23 protein-coding genes are annotated in these 21,769 nt (G+C 52.7%); 16 read left to right on the plus strand and 7 right to left on the minus strand.

The features are described 5' to 3' along the window. The first annotated feature begins 1 nt into the window (after position 1). The 9 genes from ACFQ1Z_RS03850 (at position 2) to fabG (ending at position 8,930) form a co-directional block, all read left to right on the plus strand. Positions 2–952, plus strand: coding sequence for an LpxL/LpxP family acyltransferase (locus ACFQ1Z_RS03850; protein ID WP_379055817.1), 951 nt, complete (start codon positions 2–4; stop codon positions 950–952). Beyond that, positions 949–1,572, plus strand: coding sequence for a LolA-related protein (locus ACFQ1Z_RS03855; protein WP_379055819.1), 624 nt, complete (start codon positions 949–951; stop codon positions 1,570–1,572). Before ACFQ1Z_RS03850 ends, ACFQ1Z_RS03855 begins: the two co-directional genes overlap by 4 nt. A 21-nt stretch (positions 1,573–1,593) precedes the next feature. Further along, complete coding sequence (locus ACFQ1Z_RS03860) at positions 1,594–3,972, plus strand: MMPL family transporter (RefSeq protein WP_379055821.1); 2,379 nt, start codon at positions 1,594–1,596, stop codon at positions 3,970–3,972. Positions 3,973–4,022: 50 nt separating this feature from the next. Beyond that, the gene (locus tag ACFQ1Z_RS03865; RefSeq protein ID WP_379057161.1) at positions 4,023–4,646 is read left to right on the plus strand and encodes an alpha/beta fold hydrolase; all 624 of its coding nucleotides are present in this window, start codon (positions 4,023–4,025) and stop codon (positions 4,644–4,646) included. Next, complete coding sequence (locus ACFQ1Z_RS03870; protein WP_379055823.1) at positions 4,646–5,476, plus strand: polysaccharide deacetylase family protein; 831 nt, start codon at positions 4,646–4,648, stop codon at positions 5,474–5,476. The genes ACFQ1Z_RS03865 and ACFQ1Z_RS03870 overlap by 1 nt, the downstream gene beginning before the upstream one ends. A 129-nt stretch (positions 5,477–5,605) precedes the next feature. Further along, positions 5,606–6,862, plus strand: a complete 1,257-nt coding sequence (locus tag ACFQ1Z_RS03875; protein WP_379055825.1) for a beta-ketoacyl-[acyl-carrier-protein] synthase family protein — start codon at positions 5,606–5,608, stop codon at positions 6,860–6,862. Beyond that, positions 6,859–7,659, plus strand: a complete 801-nt coding sequence (locus ACFQ1Z_RS03880) for a beta-ketoacyl synthase chain length factor (protein ID WP_379055827.1) — start codon at positions 6,859–6,861, stop codon at positions 7,657–7,659. The genes ACFQ1Z_RS03875 and ACFQ1Z_RS03880 overlap by 4 nt, the downstream gene beginning before the upstream one ends. Further along, positions 7,653–8,132: a 3-hydroxylacyl-ACP dehydratase gene (locus ACFQ1Z_RS03885; protein ID WP_379055829.1), complete on the plus strand. Its 480-nt coding sequence runs from the start codon at positions 7,653–7,655 to the stop codon at positions 8,130–8,132. The genes ACFQ1Z_RS03880 and ACFQ1Z_RS03885 overlap by 7 nt, the downstream gene beginning before the upstream one ends. A gap of 78 nt (positions 8,133–8,210) precedes the next feature. Next, positions 8,211–8,930: a 3-oxoacyl-ACP reductase FabG gene (gene fabG, locus ACFQ1Z_RS03890; RefSeq protein WP_379055831.1), complete on the plus strand. Its 720-nt coding sequence runs from the start codon at positions 8,211–8,213 to the stop codon at positions 8,928–8,930. Between the two features lie 131 nt (positions 8,931–9,061). On the opposite strand, the gene ACFQ1Z_RS03895 is transcribed toward fabG, so the two are convergent. The 4 genes from ACFQ1Z_RS03895 to ACFQ1Z_RS03910 all read right to left on the minus strand — a co-directional run bounded on the left by ACFQ1Z_RS03895 (position 9,062) and on the right by ACFQ1Z_RS03910 (position 12,576). Then, the gene (locus tag ACFQ1Z_RS03895; RefSeq protein WP_379055833.1) at positions 9,062–9,823 is read right to left on the minus strand and encodes a glycosyltransferase family 2 protein; all 762 of its coding nucleotides are present in this window, start codon (positions 9,821–9,823) and stop codon (positions 9,062–9,064) included. Between the two features lie 29 nt (positions 9,824–9,852). Further along, complete coding sequence (locus ACFQ1Z_RS03900) at positions 9,853–10,695, minus strand: lysophospholipid acyltransferase family protein (RefSeq protein ID WP_379055835.1); 843 nt, start codon at positions 10,693–10,695, stop codon at positions 9,853–9,855. Then, positions 10,692–11,777, minus strand: a complete 1,086-nt coding sequence (locus ACFQ1Z_RS03905) for a chorismate transformation enzyme, FkbO/Hyg5 family (protein ID WP_379055837.1) — start codon at positions 11,775–11,777, stop codon at positions 10,692–10,694. The genes ACFQ1Z_RS03900 and ACFQ1Z_RS03905 overlap by 4 nt, the downstream gene beginning before the upstream one ends. A 313-nt stretch (positions 11,778–12,090) precedes the next feature. Continuing rightward, positions 12,091–12,576 carry a glutathione peroxidase gene (locus ACFQ1Z_RS03910; protein ID WP_379055838.1) on the minus strand — a complete coding sequence of 162 codons (486 nt, stop codon included), beginning with the start codon at positions 12,574–12,576 and terminating at the stop codon, positions 12,091–12,093. A gap of 274 nt (positions 12,577–12,850) precedes the next feature. Between ACFQ1Z_RS03910 and ACFQ1Z_RS03915 the strand changes: the two genes are divergently transcribed. Both ACFQ1Z_RS03915 and queD read left to right on the plus strand, forming a co-directional pair. After that, positions 12,851–13,024 (plus strand): hypothetical protein, encoded by a 174-nt coding sequence (locus ACFQ1Z_RS03915; protein ID WP_200934417.1) that lies wholly within the window; start codon positions 12,851–12,853, stop codon positions 13,022–13,024. Positions 13,025–13,080: 56 nt separating this feature from the next. Then, positions 13,081–13,521, plus strand: coding sequence for a 6-carboxytetrahydropterin synthase QueD (gene queD, locus ACFQ1Z_RS03920; RefSeq protein WP_379055839.1), 441 nt, complete (start codon positions 13,081–13,083; stop codon positions 13,519–13,521). 34 nt (positions 13,522–13,555) lie between these two features. Here queD and dnaQ read toward each other — a convergent pair whose 3' ends face one another. From dnaQ to ACFQ1Z_RS03935, 3 genes are read right to left on the minus strand one after another with little or no spacing between them, the layout of a single operon-like run. Next, positions 13,556–14,236, minus strand: a complete 681-nt coding sequence (gene dnaQ / locus ACFQ1Z_RS03925) for a DNA polymerase III subunit epsilon (protein WP_379055840.1) — start codon at positions 14,234–14,236, stop codon at positions 13,556–13,558. Between the two features lie 43 nt (positions 14,237–14,279). Further along, a complete protein-coding gene (gene rnhA / locus ACFQ1Z_RS03930; protein WP_379055841.1) occupies positions 14,280–14,711 on the minus strand; it encodes a ribonuclease HI in 432 nt (143 codons plus the stop codon). Position 14,712: 1 nt separating this feature from the next. Then, positions 14,713–15,480 carry a class I SAM-dependent methyltransferase gene (locus ACFQ1Z_RS03935; protein WP_379055842.1) on the minus strand — a complete coding sequence of 256 codons (768 nt, stop codon included), beginning with the start codon at positions 15,478–15,480 and terminating at the stop codon, positions 14,713–14,715. A 95-nt stretch (positions 15,481–15,575) separates the two neighbouring features. Between ACFQ1Z_RS03935 and gloB the strand changes: the two genes are divergently transcribed. From gloB to ACFQ1Z_RS03960, 5 genes are all read left to right on the plus strand, one after another. After that, entirely contained in the window at positions 15,576–16,355 is a 780-nt protein-coding gene (gene gloB, locus ACFQ1Z_RS03940; RefSeq protein WP_379055843.1) for a hydroxyacylglutathione hydrolase, read from the plus strand. Between the two features lie 236 nt (positions 16,356–16,591). Continuing rightward, positions 16,592–18,157 carry a transglycosylase SLT domain-containing protein gene (locus ACFQ1Z_RS03945; protein ID WP_379055844.1) on the plus strand — a complete coding sequence of 522 codons (1,566 nt, stop codon included), beginning with the start codon at positions 16,592–16,594 and terminating at the stop codon, positions 18,155–18,157. Between the two features lie 66 nt (positions 18,158–18,223). Continuing rightward, on the plus strand, positions 18,224–19,870 hold the full coding sequence (locus tag ACFQ1Z_RS03950; protein ID WP_379055845.1) for a peptide-binding protein: 1,647 nt from the start codon (positions 18,224–18,226) through the stop codon (positions 19,868–19,870). A 2-nt stretch (positions 19,871–19,872) separates the two neighbouring features. Then, the gene (locus ACFQ1Z_RS03955; protein WP_379055846.1) at positions 19,873–20,898 is read left to right on the plus strand and encodes an ABC transporter permease; all 1,026 of its coding nucleotides are present in this window, start codon (positions 19,873–19,875) and stop codon (positions 20,896–20,898) included. Between the two features lie 16 nt (positions 20,899–20,914). Continuing rightward, positions 20,915–21,739 carry an ABC transporter permease gene (locus ACFQ1Z_RS03960; protein ID WP_379055847.1) on the plus strand — a complete coding sequence of 275 codons (825 nt, stop codon included), beginning with the start codon at positions 20,915–20,917 and terminating at the stop codon, positions 21,737–21,739. Positions 21,740–21,769 lie beyond the last annotated feature (30 nt).

The following is a 21,769-nucleotide window of genomic DNA, read 5'->3' on the forward strand; positions in this document are numbered from 1 at the left end:
CATGTCACAAGAAAAAGAAAGCGTTTACCAGAAATCTGCGCCCTGGCTACAGCGCAAAGAGCGCAGCAATATGCTGATGCTGCGTATCATGAGCTGGTTATCGCTGCGCCTGGGCCGCCAGGTTTCACGCTCGGCACTGCATCTGATCGCCTTTTATTTTGTACTGTTCTCACCTGCCAGCCGTAAAGCCTCACTGAATTATTTACCCCGCGCACTGGGAAGACCAGCGACCTGGCGGGATCTATACCGGCACTTTTTCAGCTTTGCTTCTACCATTCATGACCGTATCTACCTGATCAATCGCAATTACGACTTGTTCGATATCGAGATTCAGGGCAAAGACGTGATCAACCCGCTGATAGAAGCCAACCAGGGCGTGTTGCTGATGGGGGCACACCTGGGCAGTTTTGAAGTGATGCGAGCGATCGGCCGGCAACTGCCGGGGTTGAAAGTGGCGATGGTGATGCATGAAGACAATGCACAGAAGATCAATGCCATGCTGGCCGCCATCAATCCAGAAGCATCCATGGGCGTTATTCCGCTGGGCCACCTCGATTCCATGCTGCAATTCAAACAGCACCTGGATGAAGGCATGCTGGTCGGCATGCTGTCTGACCGCACGCTGGGCAATGAACCGATGGCAGAAGTAGAGTTGTTGGGCGATATCGCAGCCATCCCTAGCGGCCCGTTCCGCATGGCTGCCCTGTTACGACGCCCGGTGGTGTTCATGGCCGGCCTGTATCTGGGTGGCAACCGCTACCAGGTCGTGTTTGAAACGCTGGCAGACTTTTCAGAGACCCCGCGTGGCGAGCGTGAACAGGCGGTCAATGCTGCCATTGCCCGTTATACCGAGTTGCTGAACCAATACACGCGTCTGGCGCCTTACAACTGGTTTAACTTTTTTGACTACTGGCAAACGACCCCTGCTTCACTAGCAGAAAGGAAACAATGAATATCGCCATATTTTCTAACACTAAACGCCGCCTGCTGGTGGGGCTTAGCAGCCTGTGTTTCACGCTGCTGGCGGTTGCCAGCCATGCTGACAATAGTTTTGATATCGATCAGCTGATGCAGGCGCTGGCAAGCACACAAAGTGGCCATGCCAGTTTTATCGAGAAGAAGAATATCGCGGTGCTGGACAAACCGGTCGAGTCATCCGGTGAGTTGTTTTACACGGCCCCTGACCGTTTGGAAAAGCGTACTTTAAAACCCAAACCTGAAAGCATGCTACTGGAAAAAGATAAACTGACCGTAGAACAACGTGGCCGCAAACACGTCTTGTCTTTGCAAAGCTACCCGGAAATCGCAGCTTTTATCGATAGCATACGCGGCACGCTGGCCGGTGACCGCAAGGCCCTGGAAAAGTCTTATAAACTGAGTCTTTCCGGTACGCAAGAAAACTGGACACTCACTCTGTTACCTAGTCTGGAAAAGATGAAAAAAGTGGTGAGCAGCATCACCATCAGTGGTGTCAGCCAGCAGGTGCAGACCATAGAAATCAAACAGGCCGATGGCGACAGTTCAGTGATGACTATCACCCCTGTCGCTGACACCCCGGTTTCGATTCAATAGCGCTTATCAGCTGATCATCACGTGACTAAATCCATTTACTCCCCTGGCCATGCGCGTACAGCCATCATTGTCTGGCTGGTGCTGGTATTGCTTAGCCTGGGGGTGATCAGCCGCAGCCACTTTACAGCGGATTTATCCGCTTTTCTGCCCAGCCACCCCACTGCCGAGCAACAACTGCTGATGGACCAGCTCAAAGACGGGCTGGCGTCGCGGCTGATACTGGTCGGTATTGAAGGCGCAGATGTGCAAACCCGCGCCACGCTTTCCAAGGCGATTGCCAAAAAGCTGCGCGACAACCCCGCGTTTGTCAGCGTCAACAACGGCGAAGCCAAGAGCGCAGAGCGCGACCGTGAATATTTATATAAGAATCGCTACCTGCTGAGCCCGGCAGTGACGCCTGAGCGCTTCAGCAGTGACGGCCTGCATGCAGCCATCAGCGACAGCATAGACCAGATCGCCTCCCCGGCCGGTTTGCTGATGAAATCTTTGTTACCGCATGACCCGACTGGCGAAATGCTGCAATTACTGGATGCCATGAGCGCAACCAGCCATCCGGAAATGCAGCAAGGTGCCTGGGCGACTCGCGATGGCGAGACTGCATTATTGCTGCTGCAAACCAGCGCGGCCGGTTCTGATACAGACGCGCAAAAACTGGCAATGCAAGCCATAAAAGCCGAGTTTGACCATGCGTTGACAGCGACAGCAACCAGCGCCAATCCCAAATTGTTAATGACCGGCCCTGGCGTCTTTTCAGTGATTGCGCGTGACACCATCAAAATGCAGGTCAGGCTCATTTTCATTGTCAGCTCGGTGCTGATCGCTTTGCTGTTATGGGCAGTGTATCGCTCTAAAACAGCTTTATTGCTGGGGTTCTTGCCGGTAGCAACCGGTATCCTGGCTGGCATCGCCGCAGTGAGTCTGGCTTTTGGCGTGGTGCATGGCATCACCCTGGGCTTTGGCACCGCATTGATAGGTGAAGCGGTAGATTATTCTATCTACCTGTTCATGCAAACTGACTATGCGGGCGATAAGGAAAATAGCCGTAAGCGATGGGTAGCAGCAGTATGGCCTACGGTAAGGTTAGGCGTACTCACTTCGGTGTTCGGTTTTGCATCACTGCTGATGTCCGGCTTTCCCGGATTGGCACAGCTGGGCCTGTATTCGGTCGCAGGCTTGATCGCCGCTGCGGCAATGACACGCTACGTATTGCCATACTTGTTACCGGCTCAGTTTAACATCCAGGATTTCAACCCTATAGGCACCAGGCTGGCACGCTACGCGACATCGGCCAGGGCACTGCGCTGGCCAGCTATAGTACTGGTTGCCGTTTCCGCCATGATCGTCTACCAGCATCACGATAAATTATGGACCACCGAATTATCGGCATTAAGCCCGGTCAGTGCCGCTGACCAGGCACTGGACGGCAGGCTGCGTGGTGGCATGGGCGCACCCGATGTACGCTATGTGATTGTTCTGTCAGGCGACAGCCAGGAAACAGTGCTGCGCAATAGCGAAAAACTAGCGCCTACTCTGGCCCGGCTGGTCGAAAAAGACTTGCTGGCCGGTTTTGACAGTGCCAGCCATTACCTGCCCAGCCAGGCCGCTCAGCAAGCCAGGTTGAACAGTCTGCCTGATGCTGATGAACTCGAGTCGCGGCTGAACGCTGCCGTGCAGGGCTTGCCGGTCAAAGCCAGGACATTCGAGCCTTTCCTGCAAGAGATACAAACCGGCCGTAGCAGGCCTCTGTTGCAACGCAGCGACTTGCAAGGTACTTCTATGGCCATGGCGGTAGATGCCATGCTATTGCAGCAAGGCCAGCGCTGGAATGCACTTGTTCCGCTCACCAGCCCGGCTGGCCGCGATATTGATGCGGCACAGGTACGCAAAGCGCTAGATGATGCGCAAGTCGAACACGTGTTATTCGTTGATATGAAGGCCGAGTCTGACCATCTCTACTCCAGCTATATGCAGGAGGCGATCTGGCTGTCACTGGCGGGAGTACTGGCGATCATAGGCCTGCTGTTACTTGCCTTGCGTTCGCTCAAGCAGGTGCTGGCGATCATTGTGCCATTGGCCGCCGCCGTGTTTACCGTGATGGCAGGCCTGGCCCTGTTTGGCCAGCAGCTGATGATACTGCACCTGATAGGCTTGCTGCTGATTGTGGCTATAGGCTCTAACTATGCCCTGTTTTTTAACCCGGGCACTACAACTACTCAGCAAACGATTTCTCCAAAGACTTATGCTTCACTGGTGTTTGCCAATGTGGCTACGGTACTCGGCTTTGGGCTGCTGGCTTTCTCTACTGTGCCGGTGTTGCAGGCGATGGGGGTGACGGTCGCACCTGGCGTGATCCTGGCATTGATTTTCTCCGCTGTGTTTGCAGCAAGCGCAGGCGACTGATGCGCTACCTGCTTGATTCAGCCCATAGCAACCATAAGGCAAGCACCTTGATGCTTTTGCTGCCAGGCGCCACCTACCTGCCTGAGGATTTTATCAGCCAGGGTTTTGTGCAAGCGGTGCGTGAACGCGACCTAGATATCGACCTGATGTTGGTCGAATTACCTTTTGAGCAGATTGCCGACCTGACCGCCCTGCATGCCTTACACTGTGACCTTATTCAACCGCTTGCATCGCAATACAGTACCATCTGGCTGGCCGGGATCTCCATAGGCGGCTATATCGCCATGGCATATGCACGCCGCTATTCAGGGCAAGTGCACGGTCTATTGCTGATGGCACCCTATCCCGGAAACCGCATGACTACCGGTGAGATAGTCAGCGCTGGCGGCTTGCATGCATGGCAGCCAGCCGCCATCGCTGACGACGACCTGGAGCGTGGCAACTGGCACTGGTTAAAGCATGCGCAAGATGTGGAAATCTATTTGGCTTATGGCACAGAAGACCGCTTTGCCAATGGCATCGCGCTGATGGAGCAGGTAATCCCTGCCACCCAGGTGGATAAAATAGCGGGTGACCATACCTGGCCGGTATGGCAGCAGTTATGGTCTAATTTTCTCAATCAACAACAGGCACGCTGGCAAACAGTTCAACAGCTAGACAGGGTTGCAAAGTGATGACTGAATATCAGGCTAACTCTGCCAAGCTCGAAAAATTCAGGCAAGCCCCCTGGCTGGTGAAAGCTTCGATCTTACTGCATGCGGCATTGCTCATCTGCCTGCTGTTTGCACCTGGCTGGTGGCCTTGGCTGCTTGCGATATTTCTCGCGAACCATTTGCTGATTTCGCTGGTGGGTTTGTGGCCGCGCAGTACCTGGTTAGGCTCAAACTGGACCGAACTACCGCCATCAGCAAAACGGCGCAACGAGATCGCCCTGACCATAGATGACGGGCCGGATCCCGCAGTCACGCGACCAGTGCTGGATATCCTTGACCATTACCAGGTGAAAGCCACGTTTTTCTATATAGGTCACAAAGCCGCACAACACCCTGAGCTGTGCCGCGAGATCGTGGCACGCGGCCATGCCATAGAAAACCATAGCCAGCAGCATAGTGTCTACTTTTCTATGTTTGGTTATACCAGGATGGCAAATGAAATAGTGGCGGCGCAACAAACACTGCACGGCATCACCGGCATAGCTCCGCGGTTTTTCCGCGCCCCGGCCGGTTTGCGCAATCCATTTCTGGATCCCGTCCTCAAACGGTTGGGCTTGCAGCTGGCGAGCTGGTCGGTACGGGCGTTTGACACCAGGGTGAATGATGCAGACCAGGTAAAAACCAGGCTGATCAATGGCTTGCGTCCGGGCGCTATTGTTCTGTTGCACGATGGCAACGCTGCCAGAACGGTAAACGGTGAAGCCATTATCGTCGCTACCCTGCCCGCTTTATTGCAAGCGGCTAAAGCGAAAGGGCTGCATTTTGTCACCCTGGCCCAGGCCGCCAATTGATATGCTTGCTCAAAGCTTGCAATTGCTGTGTGTCAGCCATCAGGGAGTCAGCTATACTGGACTCAAACCCGGTGTGATCGAATTGAATATAAACGTACAAACAAACCTTGAAATGAAAGCCGAGATTTTTTGAAACCATTATTACTTTCACATTTCACCGTGACCAGCTGCATAGGCAAAGGCTTGCAGCAGACACTGGATGCTTTGTTACAACAACGACAGGCGCTGAAACCCTGCGATTTCGAGACCGTAGATCTGCCAACATTTATCGGCGAAGTTGAAGGCGTGGATGAAGTCACCATGTCTGAAGGCATGCAGGCTTTCGATTGCCGCAATAACCGCCTGGCCAAATTAGGCCTGGAGCAGGATGGCTTCGATCAGTCTGTCAACGCCGCTATACGCCAGTATGGCGCTGAGCGTATCGGTGTGTTTTTAGGCACCAGCACTTCAGGCATACTGGAAACGGAAATGGCTTTCCGCAACCGCGATGAAAGCACAGGCGCACTGCCTGATGGCCTGGATTACGGTAAAACCCAGAATACCTATTCGGTTGCCAACTTTACCCGCCACTATTTCAAGCTGACCGGGCCAGCGGCAGTGGTGTCCTCTGCATGTTCCTCGAGTGCCAAGGTATTCAGCGTCGCACGCCGCATGATAGAGGCTGGCCTGATAGATGCGGCGATCGTAGGCGGTGTCGATACACTATGCCTGACTACCCTGTATGGGTTCAATTCGCTGAACCTGCTTTCCAGCCAGGCATGCCGGCCTTTTGACAAGGACAGGGATGGTATCTCGATTGGCGAAGCCGCCGCTTTTGCCTTGCTGGAACGTGTGCCTGAAACAGCCACACCCGGCCTGGCCTCAAATACCAGCCAAAAGGATATTGTTTTACTCGGCATAGGCGAATCCAGCGATGCCTACCATATGTCCTCGCCGCATCCTGAGGGATTGGGCGCAAATATGGCGATGCAGCAAGCCTTGCACAGCGCTGGCCTGCAACCGTCTGCAATTGATTACATCAATCTGCATGGCACGGCGACGCCGAGTAATGATGCAGCAGAAACCAAGGCTGTCAGCGCATTGTTCGGCGAGGAAAACAGGGATGTACCCTGCAGTTCCACTAAAGGCGCTACCGGGCATACGCTAGGCGCGGCAGGGGGAGTAGAAGCCGTGATCTGCGCCCTTGCCTTGCAGCACGGTTTTATTCCCGGCGGACTAAATACCCAAACCACAGATACTGAACTGCCGCTGAATTACCAGTTGCAAAACCGCCCGCAAGCCCTGCAGCGGGTGATGAGCAACTCATTCGGCTTTGGCGGCACCAACTGCAGCCTGATCTTAGGCTTAGCCAGCGCAATCACCGCAGAAACGGCTGACAAATCATGACTTCCAAATTAACGGCATATATCGAAGGCATAGGCCTGATAGGCCCGGGACTGAATGACTGGGCAAGCGGAAGTCAGGTTCTTGCTGGTTTGCAACCCTATCTATCCGCTAAAACGGTGATTCCCGTACCAGAACTTTTACCAGCGGCAGAGCGCAGGCGCGCCAGCGACATCGTAAAACTCACCCTGGCAACCTCGCTGGAAGCCTTATCACAGGCCGCGCTGGCAGACAGCAACCTGCCCAGTGTATTTTCTTTCTCGAATGGCGATGGTTTGAACTGTCATAGCATCTGTGAAATGCTGGCATCTGAAGACCGCGAGATCTCCCCTACCCGCTTTCACAACTCCGTGCATAACGCTGCAGCAGGCTACTGGAGCATTGCGACAAAAACCATGGCGACTTCATCGGTGTTATGCGCATTTGACGCCAGCTTTGGCGCCGGGCTGCTGGATGCGCTGACGCAAGTCGTGGTTGAAGGCACGGCTTGTATCCTGATGGCTAGCGATACCCCTTACCCTGAACCCATGTTCAGCAAACGGCCGATTCCAGACAATAGCGGCATTGCCCTGGTGCTGGCGGCGGAAAAAAGTAAACAAAGCATCGCGCAGATAACGGTCAGTATCACCCATGAGCCAGCTGACAAGTTTGATGATGCTGCGCTGGAAAACCTGCGCACCAGCCTGCCCTCCATGCGCGGCCTGCCGTTACTGCAACTGATCGCAAGCCAGCAACACGGCTTGGTGGTGCTGGATTACCTGGATGGTTTACGCCTGGCAGTAGAGGTGCGATCTTGCTAGAACAACCAGCCCGTCTCGAATCCTGTGCAGCACTAGACCACACGTGGATCGCCAGCCATATTCCGCATCAGGGCGATATGTGCCTGCTCCAGCATGTTAAAGCCTGGGACGCCTTGAATATCAGTTGCATCGCCAGCAGCCACCGTTCAGCAAGCAACCCTTTAAGATCTGGTCAGCAGTTGGGGATCGCAAGCGGCATAGAGTATGCAGCGCAGGCGATGGCCGTGCACGGTGCACTGACGGCCCCCAGGAACCAGCCAGCCCCTAAAGTCGGTTACCTGGTCAGCGTGCGTGGCGTGAACATGCATGTGGCCCGCCTGGATGATATTGCAGCGGATCTGTTGATCGAGGCCACCTGTATCATGGCGAATGAAAATAATATGTTGTATGAGTTTAAGGTCAGTGCGAATGAAAACATACTGCTGCAAGGCAGAGCGGCAGTGGTATTGGACGCTAATGCCTTGATCACCTGAAAAATCAGTCCGGGAAATCGGGCCGGCAAATCGGGTAGTTGAATCTAGTTCGCAAATTTAATTTATGGAAATTGCATCATGAAAAGAGCTTTGGTCACAGGCGGTAGCGGCGGTATCGGTGCGGCGATCTGCCAGCGATTAGCCGCAGATGGCTATCACGTATTTATTCATGCTAACAGCAACAAGGCAACTGCCGAACAGCTGGCAGCGCAAGTCACCGCAGCGGGCGGCAGCGCTGAAGCCTTGCAGTTTGATGTCACAGATCAGGCTGCGGTCCACAGCGTACTTGGCGCGCTGGTTGAAGACCAGCCTATCCAGGTGCTGGTCAATAATGCCGGCATCCATGATGATGCGGTGTTTCCTGGTATGAGCCCGCAACAATGGCATAGCGTGATCGATGTTTCGCTAAACGGTTTTTTTAATGTGACGCAAGCACTGATGATGCCCATGATACGTAGCCGCTGGGGGCGTATCGTCAATGTATCGTCTATTTCCGGCATTACCGGCAACCGCGGCCAGACCAATTATTCTGCGGCCAAAGGTGCACTGAATGCGGCGACCAAATCGCTGGCACAGGAAGTCGCCAGCCGTGGAATCACCGTGAATGCGGTCGCGCCCGGCATTATTGAAACCACCATGACCGAGAATAGTTTTGATGCGCAAGCGATTGCCAACATGGTGCCTATGAAGCGCGCGGGCACCGCCAAAGAAGTCGCCGACCTGGTCAGTTTCCTGGCTTCAGACCAGTCGACTTACATTACCGGGCAGATCATCTCGATTAACGGCGGCATGATTTAAATCGGGATGATTGCTTGAGATGACGTTGAGCTGGCACTGATCAAGTGCTAAGTCAGACCAGGCGCGGCTATGTAAAAAGACATTCTTTATACGCAACCACGTATGGCAAAGATGTGCTTGATGAAAGTTTCTTAAAAACGCTCGCGCAAGCGCCGCGCCATCAATATCGGCAGCCTAAGAACAAAGCCGACGAACAACCTTGTATACATCCAGGTCAGCAGCACATTGTCGCGCAAGTAACGAAAATGCGAGACTCCACCTTCAGCAGAACTGAAATAACGGACCGGTGCCGGCAGGTTAATGACTTTAACCCCCAGCCAGCTTAAACGCACCGCGGCTTCCGGATCGAAATCAAAATGCCGCATCCACGGGTTGAAGCGCATCACTTTTCTCAGCGGTTCTATCGGATACACGCGGAAACCGAACAGCGAATCGCCGATATTTCCGCCCAGCGTCTCAAGGTTGGCCCACATATTGGAGAGCTTACGACCCTGCACACGGATATTCGGCGCGCTGGCGTCAAAGATAGGCTTGCCCAACACCATAGACTTCGGTTGTTCTATCGATGCCTGCATAAACTGCGGAATCAGTTCTGCCGGATGCTGGCCGTCAGAATCCATGGTCAGCACATGCGTGTAGCCAGCTGCACTCGCTTGTTGCAGACCCTGCAATACGGCAGCGCCCTTGCCCTGGTTTTGCAGCAGGTGTATCACCCGCAACCCGCTATCCTGCTCGGCCATGGCTTTTAACGCCACTTCAGAGCCATCGGTACTGCCGTCTATCACCACCCACACCGGGTTCCAGAATTCGCGTGCAGACTGCACGGTTTCGTATACCTTGACGCCAGGGTTGTAGCTGGGGATAAGCACAATATGGGTGTTTGAAGGGTTCATAGTAGGACTTATCTCGGGGTGTGCCTGATTCACAATTGAATCGGTGACTTAAAATTTGATGTATCTATGGTTGTGCTGATATTTTCACTGACAGCCATGTCAGCGGTATCCTGCTTAAGCACATCCCTGAAATACTGTTCGAGTTCTTCCATAAAGCGATGGGTATTTTCCGGCGGCGAGAACCTTTTGCCCAGCCGGACTCTATAGCTGATCGGCATTGCAGGTTTGCGGAACAAGGACCAGCCTTTGCTGAGGAAAGGTGAGTCAGTTTCAATGATCACGGTTTGCACCGGTACTTTGGCCTTTTGCGCGATCAGGGCGATGCTGCCTTTCAGGGCATTGACAGGCTGTTGCACTGTGCGCGTGCCCTCTGGGAACAACAATAAATGGCTACCGGTTTTAAAGTCCCTGGTCGCCTGCATCACCATCTGACGTATAGGCTCGTTACGAATATAACGTGCCAGTCTAGCCCCTGCCCCCAGAAAAACATTATTCATCAGTTCTGACTTCATCACGCAGGCGATATTCGGCAATCTGGAAATAATCATGACCGCATCCAGCAGACACGGATGATTGGGCGCAATGATCAAAGGCTCATCGTTACGCAGCGCATCAAGTTCGGACAGGTCAAAGCTGCACCGCTGCGATGAACTCAGGCTGGCCAGGTAGAGGCGAAAAGAGATCATGATGACGTAACGCCCCAGATATAAGCCTTTGCGCTCTGGAAGCAATGGGTAGAGCAGGCTGGCAACCAGTGTCCAGCACAGGCTGAGAAATCCCAGCCAGATCAGGCCGGCATACAGCACAAAATAATCATACAAGCGCCCTAGCATGCTGGAGATTGGATGCGTGAGAGTTTGTCCGGTTTTCATGCCGCGTGCGCAATGCTTGTTTGTTGCAGGGTTGCTTCAATCTCGATCAGCAATTCTTCGCGGCAGATATCCGCCTGCACAAATACCGCCTGCACCTGATGGCTGAAATGATTTCGCATGGTTTCACGTATGCTATCCAGGTCAGCCGCATGGCGTACATATACCCTGAAACAGGCATTAGAAAGATCGAACACTGCCCCTCCTTGTACACGGTTAGCTTCGCTGACAACCGCCTCAAGATTGACTAAAGTCTCCTGGGTCTGGCCAGTGATATCCTCGGCATGTAGCGTTTCATGGCCCACGATACTCGCAGTTCCCGAGATGAACAAGCACGCTTTCTGTTCTATGTGCACCAAGGTGGCGCGTGAAAAGCTGGGCGTGCGCGGGCCGTATTGTTCCGGATAATTGTAAGCCTTGACCTGCCGCGGGTTTTCAATCGCTATTGCCGGCGCCTTACCTGCTAAAAAAGCAATAGTCAGTGGCCCGCCTTTCAAGCCTAGGGCGCATGCCGCTGGTAATTGCTGCCCGTGCTCCCTGCCCATCTTGACGAATACGTTTTTGCGACCGATATTGAATTGACGATAGCGTTCGAGGTTTTGTTGATCATCACCGTCACTGCCATTGATATTGGCCATGTAGTTCCAGAAACGGTATACGTTGGGGAAACCCAGATCATCTAGCAGTGTGAAGATCTGCTGATAAGCGATTTCCGTCGCCTGTTGCAACGCAGAAAAGGGATTGCCAGGACTTGTGATGATTAATTCAGATGCTTCATCCAGGCTGATCACGCCAAATAGCAGATCACCGTTGCACCGGTAGCGAATTTGCCCCTGCTCACCGCTGATCAATGGCTGTTTCGTGTCCATGCTGGATTCGTCTGACAGCAAGATCTCGCTTGCTGACTCGGCGCCAGAAAGTACCGACGCACCCAGAAAAATCCCTGGAATCTGGCCATTGATTTTCTGCGCCTCATAGACGCCTGCAGCATCGACAAAGCTGACCAGGCCCAGCACCTTATTTTGCCATGCCAGGGGCTGAGACTTTAATTCTGCAAGGGAGAGGTACTCAATTTGAATGCCCATTAGATTGCTTCATTCATAAATTATATGGTTAACCTGGTAGGCATCGAGCGATTTAAGTATTTCTTGTTCAATACTGGACTTCAATACAGAACCTAGGAGGAGTAAGCCCTCAAAAGACTGACTAATCCTGACAGCGGATTATAAGGGGTAGCAGACATTTTCGTTAGAAAACTAGCGTGAAAAACTTAACTTTTTTGTATGTTTATCATTTAAACGGATAAACATTTAATGAATTAAAAGGGTTACAGTTTTTCCCGCCTTACATCGAATGTGCATTTAGCCCAAGGTCTGCCATTCATTTAGATAAGAGCCGCTACTTTAAATAAGGCTTTATTTTACCGACGATTTCTTCACTGTCCGGGCGTGTCATGCTGTTGAATGAATACACTTTCTGGCCGCCGGGCAGGATCACGTATTTATAGAAATTCCATTGCGGTGCTTTGCCGGTCTGTTTGATCAGTTGCTGATAGAGCGGATTGGCAGTGGCGCCGGTGACGCTGGTTTTTTCCACCATGGGAAACTTGACAGAATATGTCAGTTTGCAGAAGTCCCCTACCTGTTTGTTATTGCCTGGTTCCTGCTTGAAGTCGTTGGAGGGGAAGCCGATCACCACCAGGCCTTTGTCCTTGTATTGCTCATAGATAGCCTCCAGCGCTTCAAACTGCGGGGTAAAGCCACACTTGCTGGCGGTATTGACGACGAGGATAGGTTTATCCTGGAATTGACAAAAATCGACAGTCTGACCTTGCAGGGTCTTAAACTGGTGTTGATAGAAAGGTAAACAATCAGCATTGGCCATCGTAGAAACTCCTATAGTGCACAACGCGATGATCAAACCACGCATTACTTTTCTCCTGAAAATTTAACAATAATATTTATATTAATTCTTTACAGACAATCAGTTAGCGCAATTGTTCTGTCGATCATAAGGCATTTTTTTATTTTTGACTGACTATCGTTGCCCACAACGCAGGAACTAAACCCGGCTTTGGCACAGTCTATGCTAATGATTACGGTAAGAATGTCATGACTGACATGTTTGAGCAATATCAACTACCAGTAAGGAGTGAATTATGTTGCAAAAAGCAGGACCTACCGACAAATTTAAGCGTATAGACCAGATGCTGGAAGACTTTGCCGGCGATGAAGTGGATGATTTTGACACCAGCTATGGCAGCTATGAAAAAAGTCATAAACACTATTCGGCCGACGAAGATGCATTGATGGATATTGACGACCTATATTAATGCAGTGATCGGTTTTCGTGCAGAGCGTGCTGCATGGTTACTGATATAATATCGTCATGGAAATTACTACACGCTTGGAGTTCGATGCCGGACATCGTATTCCTGATCACAAAAGTCAATGCCGCAATTTACACGGTCACCGCTACGCGATAGAGATCACCTTATCGGGTGAAATCATTCAGGCGGAACACGCTTCAGAAAACGGAATGGTGATGGACTTTGCCGACGTTAAGCGCATTGCCAGAGAAACCATTGTTGATCGCTGGGACCATGCCTTTCTGGTCTATCAAGGCGATACCGCTGTGCTGGACTTTTTAAACAGCCTGCCTGGTCACAAGACTGTGATCTTCCCGACTATCCCAACCGCAGAAAACATGGCTGCCGAGGCCTTTAAGTTGCTTAAAGCGCAATATCACGGCACCTTTGATAACCATCTCAAACTGATCAAAGTCAGGCTGTATGAAACGCCTAACAGCTGGACAGATGCGTTTGCCTAACCGCTGGTTGACCCAGATTTAATTCAAAACCGGTTTACCAGGGCGTTGCGCCAGATTTGGCCAGGCCTTCGATATACTTGGCATGCGCGGCCAGTTCTTCAGCGTCAGCGGCCAGCAGTTTCACGTTGTTCAAGTCAACGGCAACGCTGTCGTGGGAGACTTGCTCTTCGGTGCCGGATAACTCCATCAGCAGGCTTTCCTGGCCACGCGTCATCGCGATATAGACTTCACCCAGCAACTCCGCATCCAGCAAGGCGCCGTGCAGGGTACGCTTGGAGTTATCGATGCCAAAATGGCGGCATAATGCATCCAGGTTGTTACGCTGCCCCGGGCGCGATTCTTTGGCCATTTTCAGCGTATCTATGATACCGCTGACTGCCGTTTCCAGCTTATCCATCCCCAGTCTGGCCAACTCCATATTGAGAAAGCCCATATCGAACGGCGCATTGTGGATGATCAGCTCGGCACCGCGTACGAATGCTATGAATTCGTCAGCCACCTGCGCAAACAGCGGTTTATCCTGCAGGAACTCGAGCGAGATCCCGTGTACTTCCTGCGCACCGGCATCGATCTCGCGTTCAGGGTTGATATAAACGTGAAAATGGCGCTGGGTGGGCCTGCGGTTAAAAATCTCCACCGCAGCGATCTCAATGATGCGGTGCCCCTGGTCAGGGTATAAACCGGTGGTTTCGGTATCCAGAAAGATTTGTCTCATGGCTGGGCTTTTTAAAGTTGATTCAGGTCGGGTTAACGTTGATTCAGACCGGCGATTTTGCCACGGTGAGTACACCCTGGTTGGCCAGCACATCGGCGCGCTCGTTACCCAGGTTACCGGCATGCCCCCTGACCCAGATCCAGTCTATGGTATGCGGGCTGGCCAGCTCATCCAGCATCTGCCACAGATCGGCATTCTTGACCGGTTTTTTATCGGCCGTCCGCCATTGCTTCTGCTTCCAGCCTTTGATCCATTCCGTCATGCCTTTTTGCACATAGCTGGAATCGGTATAAATTTTGATATGGGCAGGCTTTTTTAACGCCTGCAGGCCCTGGATCACTGCCATTAACTCCATGCGGTTGTTAGTGGTCAATGCTTCACCACCGAACAACTCCTTCTCATGCAGCCCGGCTTTCAGCCAAACGCCCCAACCACCTACCCCCGGGTTGCCTTTACAGGCCCCGTCCGCGTACATTTCAATCCAGCTTTGTGTCGACATGCGCGCATTCTAACTGTTTTTGCACTTTGTTTTGAATGCGCGTGCGGCTTTTTTGCGCCTGCAAGGCCTGGTTCAGCGGAGATTTTTTCCAGTCTGGCTTAAGCAGGCGCATATTCAACACCCTTTTCTTGGCCACCAGAAAATAAACGCCTCCGGTCATGCCCAGGGTGCACGCCCCCCATTTTTCCAGCCTGGCCTGGCGCTGCAGCCAGTTAAAGTCATTGATGGGCAGCGCATGCATCAGGTAATTGCTCTGCACCACCTCAAAGCCCAGTACATTCAACCAGTCCCTGATGCGGCGGGCAGTAAACAGTCGCTTGAAGGCTCCGGCCTGCTTGAACCAGCCTATTTTTGCCCGTAAGCCTAAGCAGCTGAATGGCGTGACGCCGGTCAGGATCAGGGTCCCTTCCGGCACCAGCACGCGAAAGGCTTCGCGCAAGGCCTGGCGCGGATCGTGGCAGTGCTCAAGCACATGCGGCATGCAGATCAGGTCTACAGAGTTTTCAGCCAATGGCAAAAACTCCGGCTCACACAGCAAAGCGCCTTCTTTCAGGGCGTGCTCGTGTAAATAATGTTTATACGGGATGCGGCTCTGCGCCAGCAGGTCATAGCCTGGCCAGCCTAGCTGCAAGGCATGAAAGCCAAACACATCTGCCACTGCCTGCCCGTAAATCGCGGTTTCGCGCTGTGAAATATAGTGCCCTAGCGCGGTCGCATCAAAGGTGGCTGGCTGATCAGACTGCAATATAGGCTCCGGCGAAAGAATTAATCATCATGCATGCTGCAAGCATGCATCACACCCGTTCTTGACAACAGTGCGCGTTTTCTCAATGATGCGTGATGCACGAAACTTCTGCAAGTATACAAATCACTGCCCTGCCCGCTTTCAACGATAACTATTTATGGTTGATACACGCGGGTAAACATGCCCTGGTGGTCGACCCCGGTGATGCCAGCGTGGTGCAACAGGCGCTGCAAGCCGGCGGTTACCAGCTGGACGGCATTTTACTGACCCATCACCATGCCGACCATACTGGCGGGGCACTGGCATTGCAGCAACACTGGCGCTGCCAGGTGTATGCCCCGGACAACGACCATGCCGCCTACCGCGAACTGGATGCGGTCAGGGTAAAAGATGGCGAACAGATCGTATTCAAGACTTTCCCTGGCCTGTCGTGTGTCGTGTTATCGCTGCCCGGCCACACCCTGGACCATATTGCCTTTTATATCAACCAGCAGCATTTATTCAGCGGCGATATTATTTTTGGTGCCGGCTGCGGCCGCCTGTTTGAGGGCAGCCCGCCACAAATGTATGCCTCGCTGCAACGTATAGCGGCCTTACCCGCGGCCACCCTGATCTACCCGGCGCACGAATATACCGCGCATAACATCGCATTCGCCCTGACGGTGGAACCGGACAACCTGGCCTTGCAGCAACGCGCGCAAGACACCGCCGCCCTGCGCCAGCGGCAACAACCCACACTGCCGACCACGCTGGCATTAGAAAAAGCCACCAATCCCTTTTTACGTTGCCTGCCACTGAGCCAGCAAGCTGCCTTTTATCACTGGCAGCCGGTAGATGTGTTTGCCGAGCTGCGGGCACGCCGCAATGTGTTTTAGCCCACGCCATGCGCACGCACAAACTCAGCATGGGCGCAAGGGCTTGTCTGACCGGGAAATTAACGTAGAATGATGTCCTCCTTTAAGCGCTGCTATACGTTACGTCACTCACATGCTGTCTGACAGTGCTCAACGGCCACTCAGGTTTGATCAATGCATGCATAGGCTCTTATGCCCGGACAGTCGGTATCCGCATATGGCCTTTTGCATCAGTCTCAGGATTTAGAAACACCGTCATGCGTTTTAATGAATTACTGCTATGTATCACTTTTTCAGCCTTTCCTATGCTGGCGATGGCTGAATACGTGGAGCCAGCGACGCTTTCGACTGACAATGGTGGTTATGAAGAGAACTTTGGCGAGACCGATACTGAAAGTTATAGCTCCAGCTACCAGTTTGAAGATGCGCTGACGCTACAGGAAAGCTTGTGGGACCGCGTGCGTGACGGTTTTAACATGCCGGATATCGATTCGACCTACACCAATAAACATGAGCAGTGGTACGCGTCTCGCCCTGATTATGTCTCGCGCATGCTCGAACGCAGCAAGAAATACCTGTATCACATCGTGGTAGAAGTAGAAAAACGCGGCATGCCGACTGAGATCGCGCTGCTGCCCATGATAGAAAGCGGCTTTAACCCTAAAGCCTTATCCACCAGCAAGGCTTCTGGCATCTGGCAGTTCATCCCTTCTACCGGTAAAGATTTCGGCCTCAAGCAGAATTACTGGAAAGACTCGCGTAAAGACGTGACGGCGGCGACACAGGCGGCACTCAATTACCTGCAAAAACTCTACACCATGTTTGGCGCCTGGGACCTGGCGCTGGCGGCCTACAATGCCGGTGAAGGCACCGTGGCGCGTGCCATAGAGCGCAACCGTCAACTAGGCTTGCCTACCGATTACCAGCATTTGTCACTGCCGGACGAAACCCGTAACTATGTGCCCAAGCTGCAGGCGATCAAAAACATTGTTTTCCGGCCAGAACAATACGGGCTGACCTTGAATGAGATCCCCAACAAACCGTATTTCACCACGGTGCAGGCGCCGAACAAGATAGATGCCAAACTGGCGGCAGAACTGGCCGGCATCTCGCTGGAAGAGTTCACCGCGCTGAACCCCAGTTTCACCCGGCCAGTGCTGATCACCGAAAACAGTTTCCAGAAGCTGCTATTGCCGACCTGGGCAGCCAGCAATTTCACCAACAATTTAAATGGTTATACGCGCCCCTTGTCTAACTGGCATAGCTATCACCCCAAACGTGGCGAGCGCCTGGGCGATATCGCCAATCGTTTTGATATCAGCCTGTATGAGCTCAGCGCCACCAACAACCTCAAGCCCAACAGAAACCTGATCGTGCGCAGGACCTTGTTAGTACCGGCTGGCAACCACTCCACCCTGACCAAGCCTATAGACGCGGTCGCCATGGCGCAGATCCCGATAGAAGTGGCGGTGGAAAAAGCCTCGGCCAATAAATACACGGCTATTTCGCACAAGGTAAAGCAAGGCGACACGCTTTCCAAACTGGCGAAACGTTATGGCGTCAGTTCCAAGCAGATCATGCAGCAGAACCATTTAAAGAGCAAAAACCTGACCGTGGGCCAGACACTGCAATTCGAGCAGCAGGAGAGCACCGCCAGCGGTTCTGGCAAAAAAAGCAGCGCTGCGGATAGTGGCAGGAGCAGCCGCAAGAAAACCTCTTCAACCAGCAAGCCAAGCAGCAAGCATAGCGCAAAGAGCAGCTCCTCTTCTGCCAGGAAAACAACGACTTCACATGTAAAAAAAACCAAAAACAGTCATAAATAATAAAACTTGTATATGATGGATGATCAGTGTGACATCCGCTTTTTTGCAAAGCCCAAAAAACTGCCCATGTTCCAGCGTCATTTACTCACCCTAGCTATATGCAGCCTGCTTGCGGCTTGTGGCGCAGATAAACCTGAACAGAACGCCTCTGCACTGAACCAGCCCTACCCGCCACAAACAGGTGGCACATTAAGGGGCGCCATGCCTTCAGACCCCAGCAGTCTGATTTTCATGGTGGCTGGTGAGTCCGCTTCCAGCAGTATCACTGCCAATTTATTTAACAGCCTGCTGACCTACAATCAAAACCTGGATCTGGCTGGAGAACTGGCGGAATCATGGCAAGTATCTGCAGATCAGAAAACGCTGACTTTTCACTTAAAACCAGGTTTGCTATGGGCAGACGGCAAGCCATTGACTAGTGCAGATGTACTCTTCACCTGGCAGGCGATCATTGATGAAAAAACGCGCAGCCCTTATGCCTCAGACTTTCAGTTAGTGACCAAAGCAGAAACGCCAGACAAACTGACCTTTGTTGCGCACTATGCAGAAGCCTTTTCTCCGGCACTGGATAGTTGGGCGGGCCTGCAAATATTACCCAAACATAAACTGGCGGGCCAAGATCTGCATACCACCAGTTTTGCGCAAAAACCTATGGGTAGCCATTACTATCAACTCAAAGAATGGCGACATGGGGAATATATCAAGTTGGAGAAAAACCCTAAATCTGTATTGGGGCCTGCCAATATCGACCATCTGGTGGAACGTATCATTCCTGACCCGGGTGCACAGTTTCTGGAGCTGATGGCGGACAATATTGACAGCCTGAGCTTGGACCCTATCACTTATGCACGCATCATTCCGGCCAGGCCAGAACTGCAGGCCAGACTGAATCAATATAAATCGCTAGGCAACAGTTATACCTACCTGGGTTTTAATCTGAAACGCCAGCCATTCACTGACATACGTATCCGTAAAGCAATCAATCTTGCCATTGATAAGCAGGAGATCATAGATGGCGTCTATCTGGGCCTGGGGGTACAGATCGCTTCCCCTTACAAACCTGGCACGCGCTGGAGTCACCCTACATTAAAGCCCTACCCGTTTGATCCGCAACAAGCGCGCAGCTTGCTGGCTGAGGCGGGTTACCAGGACACGGATGGTGACGGTTTCGTAGACAAAAATGGCAAGAAGCTTTCTTTTGAGGTGTTAACCAATCACGGCAACAAAGAGCGCGAAAAATCTGCCGTCATTATTCAGCGCCGCCTGCAAGAGGTCGGTATCGATGTCCGTATCCGCTCTATAGAATGGGCCAGCTTTATCACGCGCTTTATTAAAACCGGCGATTTTGATGCTGTGTTGATGGGCTGGCAATTAGGGTTGGAACCTGACCAGTTTGGGATCTGGCATTCCAGCCAGCAAAAGCCAGGACAATTCAATTTTATCGGTTATAGCAACGCTAAGGCCGATCAACTGCTGGAACAGGGCAGGCGCGAATTTGACCCGGAAAAACGCATGCATATTTATCACCAGTTGGCTGAAGTATTGTACGACGACAGCCCTATTGTGTACTTGTCGGCCGGATATAATTTAACGGCTATTCATAAGCGTGTGCGCGGCATCATGGACCCGGTACCGCCAGCGGGTGTGGGTTACGACTCACAAAAGTGGTATATCCCGATGTCACTGAGACACACTCAGTTTCAGGCACAATAATCATGTTACGTTACCTGCTGAAAAGACTATTCTGGATGATTCCGATGCTGATAGGCATCAGCCTGATCTCGTTCTTTATCATGCATCTGGCACCTGGTGATATCACCAGCACTGAATCTGCGTTCGACCCCAAGTCATCGGAAGAATCCAGGCAAAAACTGCGCGAGTTATACAACCTGGATAAGCCAGTGATCGTGCAATATGGCTTGTGGATGCAGCGCCTGGTAAAGCTGGATTTCGGCCATTCGTTTGCCAGCCATCAGCGGCCGGTATTTTGGGCCGAGAAAGATAAAGACGGCAATGTGACGCCGGGCATGATACAAGAAGCCCTGCCCATCACCTTGCTCATGAATATCGCCGGCCTGCTCATCACCCTGTCGATTGGTATCCCCCTGGGCGTGATGGCGGCTAAACGCTACGGGCAATGGCCGGACCGCAGCATCACCCTGTTCAATTTTATCGGCTTTTCGATTCCCGGATTCTGGCTGTCATTGCTGCTGATGTACTGGCTGGGCGTGATACACCCGTGGTTTCCCATCTCCGGCATGCATAGCCTGAATTACGAGCAGCTGGGTTTCTGGCAAAAGGGCCAGGACCTGTTTATGCATGTGTTCCTGCCGGTGGTGATCCCTTCTATCACAGGCCTGGCCGGCATCACCCTGTTTGTGAAAAACGGCATGCTGGATGTGTTGAGCCAGGATTACGTGACCACTGCGCGCGCCAAAGGCCTGAGTGACCGCACTGTCACTTATAGACATGCCCTGCGCAATGCCTTGTTGCCGCTGATCACGCTGATAGGTCTGTCGCTGCCTGGCCTGATAGGCGGCTCGGTGATCGCCGAGACTATTTTTGCCATCCCCGGCATGGGCAAGTTGTTTTATGAAGCGGTGATGATGCGCGATTTCCCGGTGGTGATGGGGATATTGACCATAGGCTCGGCGCTCACCCTGCTAGGCAGCCTGCTGGCTGACCTCGCTTATGCATGGGCAGATCCACGACTGCGCAAAGGGGTGATGCCTAACCGCTGACCGCAACTATCCAACCATGAAAAAAATCTTACACAACCCCTTGGCCGTTGCCGGTTTATGCATGATTAGCGTGATATTGCTGCTGGCATTGCTGGCACCGTGGCTGGCACCGTATGACCCTGATGATATCAACGTCAAACAGATCCTGCTGGCACCCTCATGGCAGCACTGGATGGGCACCGATGGCCTGGGCCGCGATGTCTGGAGCCGCATGCTGTATGGTGGCCGGGTTTCATTGCTGGTCGGCCTGGTCGCGGTGGGTATTTCCACCGCGATAGGCGTGATCCTGGGTGCCATTGCCGGTTTTTATCGCGGCTGGACAGATACCATCATCATGCGCCTGGTCGATATCATGCTGTCTATCCCCAGTTTTTTCCTGATCCTGGCCGTGATCGCCTTTTTAAGCCCTTCCATCACCAATGTCATGATAGTGATAGGCCTCACCTCGTGGATGAGCGTGACGCGACTGGTGCGGGCAGAGTTTCTCAGCCTCACCCAGCGCGAGTTCGTCGCCGCCTCTACTGCACTCGGCGCGCAAGACTGGCGCTTGATATTCAAGCATTGCCTGCCCAATAGCCTCACACCGGTACTGGTGAGCGTGGTGTTAGGCATCGCCAGCGCCGTACTGCTAGAGTCCGGCCTCAGCTTTCTGGGGCTGGGTGTGCAGGCGCCACAAGCCTCCTGGGGCAATATCCTGACCGATGGCAAAGAGTATATTCAATTTGCCTGGTGGCTTTCGCTCTACCCCGGACTTGCCATCTTAATCACGGTGTTAGGGTATAATCTGCTCGGTGAAGGTTTGCGTGATGTGTTTGACCCCAGGTCCAACACCAGACGCTGACCGTTTAATAAACTACCAAACAGGATCAAG

Origin of the sequence: Methylophilus luteus (assembly GCF_042676265.1) — a bacterium.
Classification (GTDB): Bacteria; Pseudomonadota; Gammaproteobacteria; order Burkholderiales; family Methylophilaceae; genus Methylophilus; species Methylophilus luteus.

Bases quoted from the DNA above. Each gene is read 5' to 3' on its own strand.
- ACFQ1Z_RS03850 (WP_379055817.1), top strand. From the start codon at position 2: ATGTCACAAGAAAAAGAAAGCGTTTACCAGAAATCTGCGCCCTGGCTA.
- ACFQ1Z_RS03855 (WP_379055819.1), top strand. From the start codon at position 949: ATGAATATCGCCATATTTTCTAACACTAAACGCCGCCTGCTGGTGGGG.
- ACFQ1Z_RS03865 (WP_379057161.1), top strand. From the start codon at position 4,023: ATGCTTTTGCTGCCAGGCGCCACCTACCTGCCTGAGGATTTTATCAGC.
- ACFQ1Z_RS03870 (WP_379055823.1), top strand. From the start codon at position 4,646: ATGACTGAATATCAGGCTAACTCTGCCAAGCTCGAAAAATTCAGGCAA.
- ACFQ1Z_RS03880 (WP_379055827.1), top strand. From the start codon at position 6,859: ATGACTTCCAAATTAACGGCATATATCGAAGGCATAGGCCTGATAGGC.
- fabG (WP_379055831.1), top strand. From the start codon at position 8,211: ATGAAAAGAGCTTTGGTCACAGGCGGTAGCGGCGGTATCGGTGCGGCG.
- ACFQ1Z_RS03895 (WP_379055833.1), bottom strand. From the start codon at position 9,823: ATGAACCCTTCAAACACCCATATTGTGCTTATCCCCAGCTACAACCCT.
- ACFQ1Z_RS03900 (WP_379055835.1), bottom strand. From the start codon at position 10,695: ATGAAAACCGGACAAACTCTCACGCATCCAATCTCCAGCATGCTAGGG.
- ACFQ1Z_RS03905 (WP_379055837.1), bottom strand. From the start codon at position 11,777: ATGGGCATTCAAATTGAGTACCTCTCCCTTGCAGAATTAAAGTCTCAG.
- ACFQ1Z_RS03910 (WP_379055838.1), bottom strand. From the start codon at position 12,576: ATGGCCAATGCTGATTGTTTACCTTTCTATCAACACCAGTTTAAGACC.
- ACFQ1Z_RS03915 (WP_200934417.1), top strand. From the start codon at position 12,851: ATGTTGCAAAAAGCAGGACCTACCGACAAATTTAAGCGTATAGACCAG.
- queD (WP_379055839.1), top strand. From the start codon at position 13,081: ATGGAAATTACTACACGCTTGGAGTTCGATGCCGGACATCGTATTCCT.
- dnaQ (WP_379055840.1), bottom strand. From the start codon at position 14,236: ATGAGACAAATCTTTCTGGATACCGAAACCACCGGTTTATACCCTGAC.
- rnhA (WP_379055841.1), bottom strand. From the start codon at position 14,711: ATGTACGCGGACGGGGCCTGTAAAGGCAACCCGGGGGTAGGTGGTTGG.
- gloB (WP_379055843.1), top strand. From the start codon at position 15,576: ATGCACGAAACTTCTGCAAGTATACAAATCACTGCCCTGCCCGCTTTC.
- ACFQ1Z_RS03945 (WP_379055844.1), top strand. From the start codon at position 16,592: ATGCGTTTTAATGAATTACTGCTATGTATCACTTTTTCAGCCTTTCCT.
- ACFQ1Z_RS03950 (WP_379055845.1), top strand. From the start codon at position 18,224: ATGTTCCAGCGTCATTTACTCACCCTAGCTATATGCAGCCTGCTTGCG.
- ACFQ1Z_RS03955 (WP_379055846.1), top strand. From the start codon at position 19,873: ATGTTACGTTACCTGCTGAAAAGACTATTCTGGATGATTCCGATGCTG.
- ACFQ1Z_RS03960 (WP_379055847.1), top strand. From the start codon at position 20,915: ATGAAAAAAATCTTACACAACCCCTTGGCCGTTGCCGGTTTATGCATG.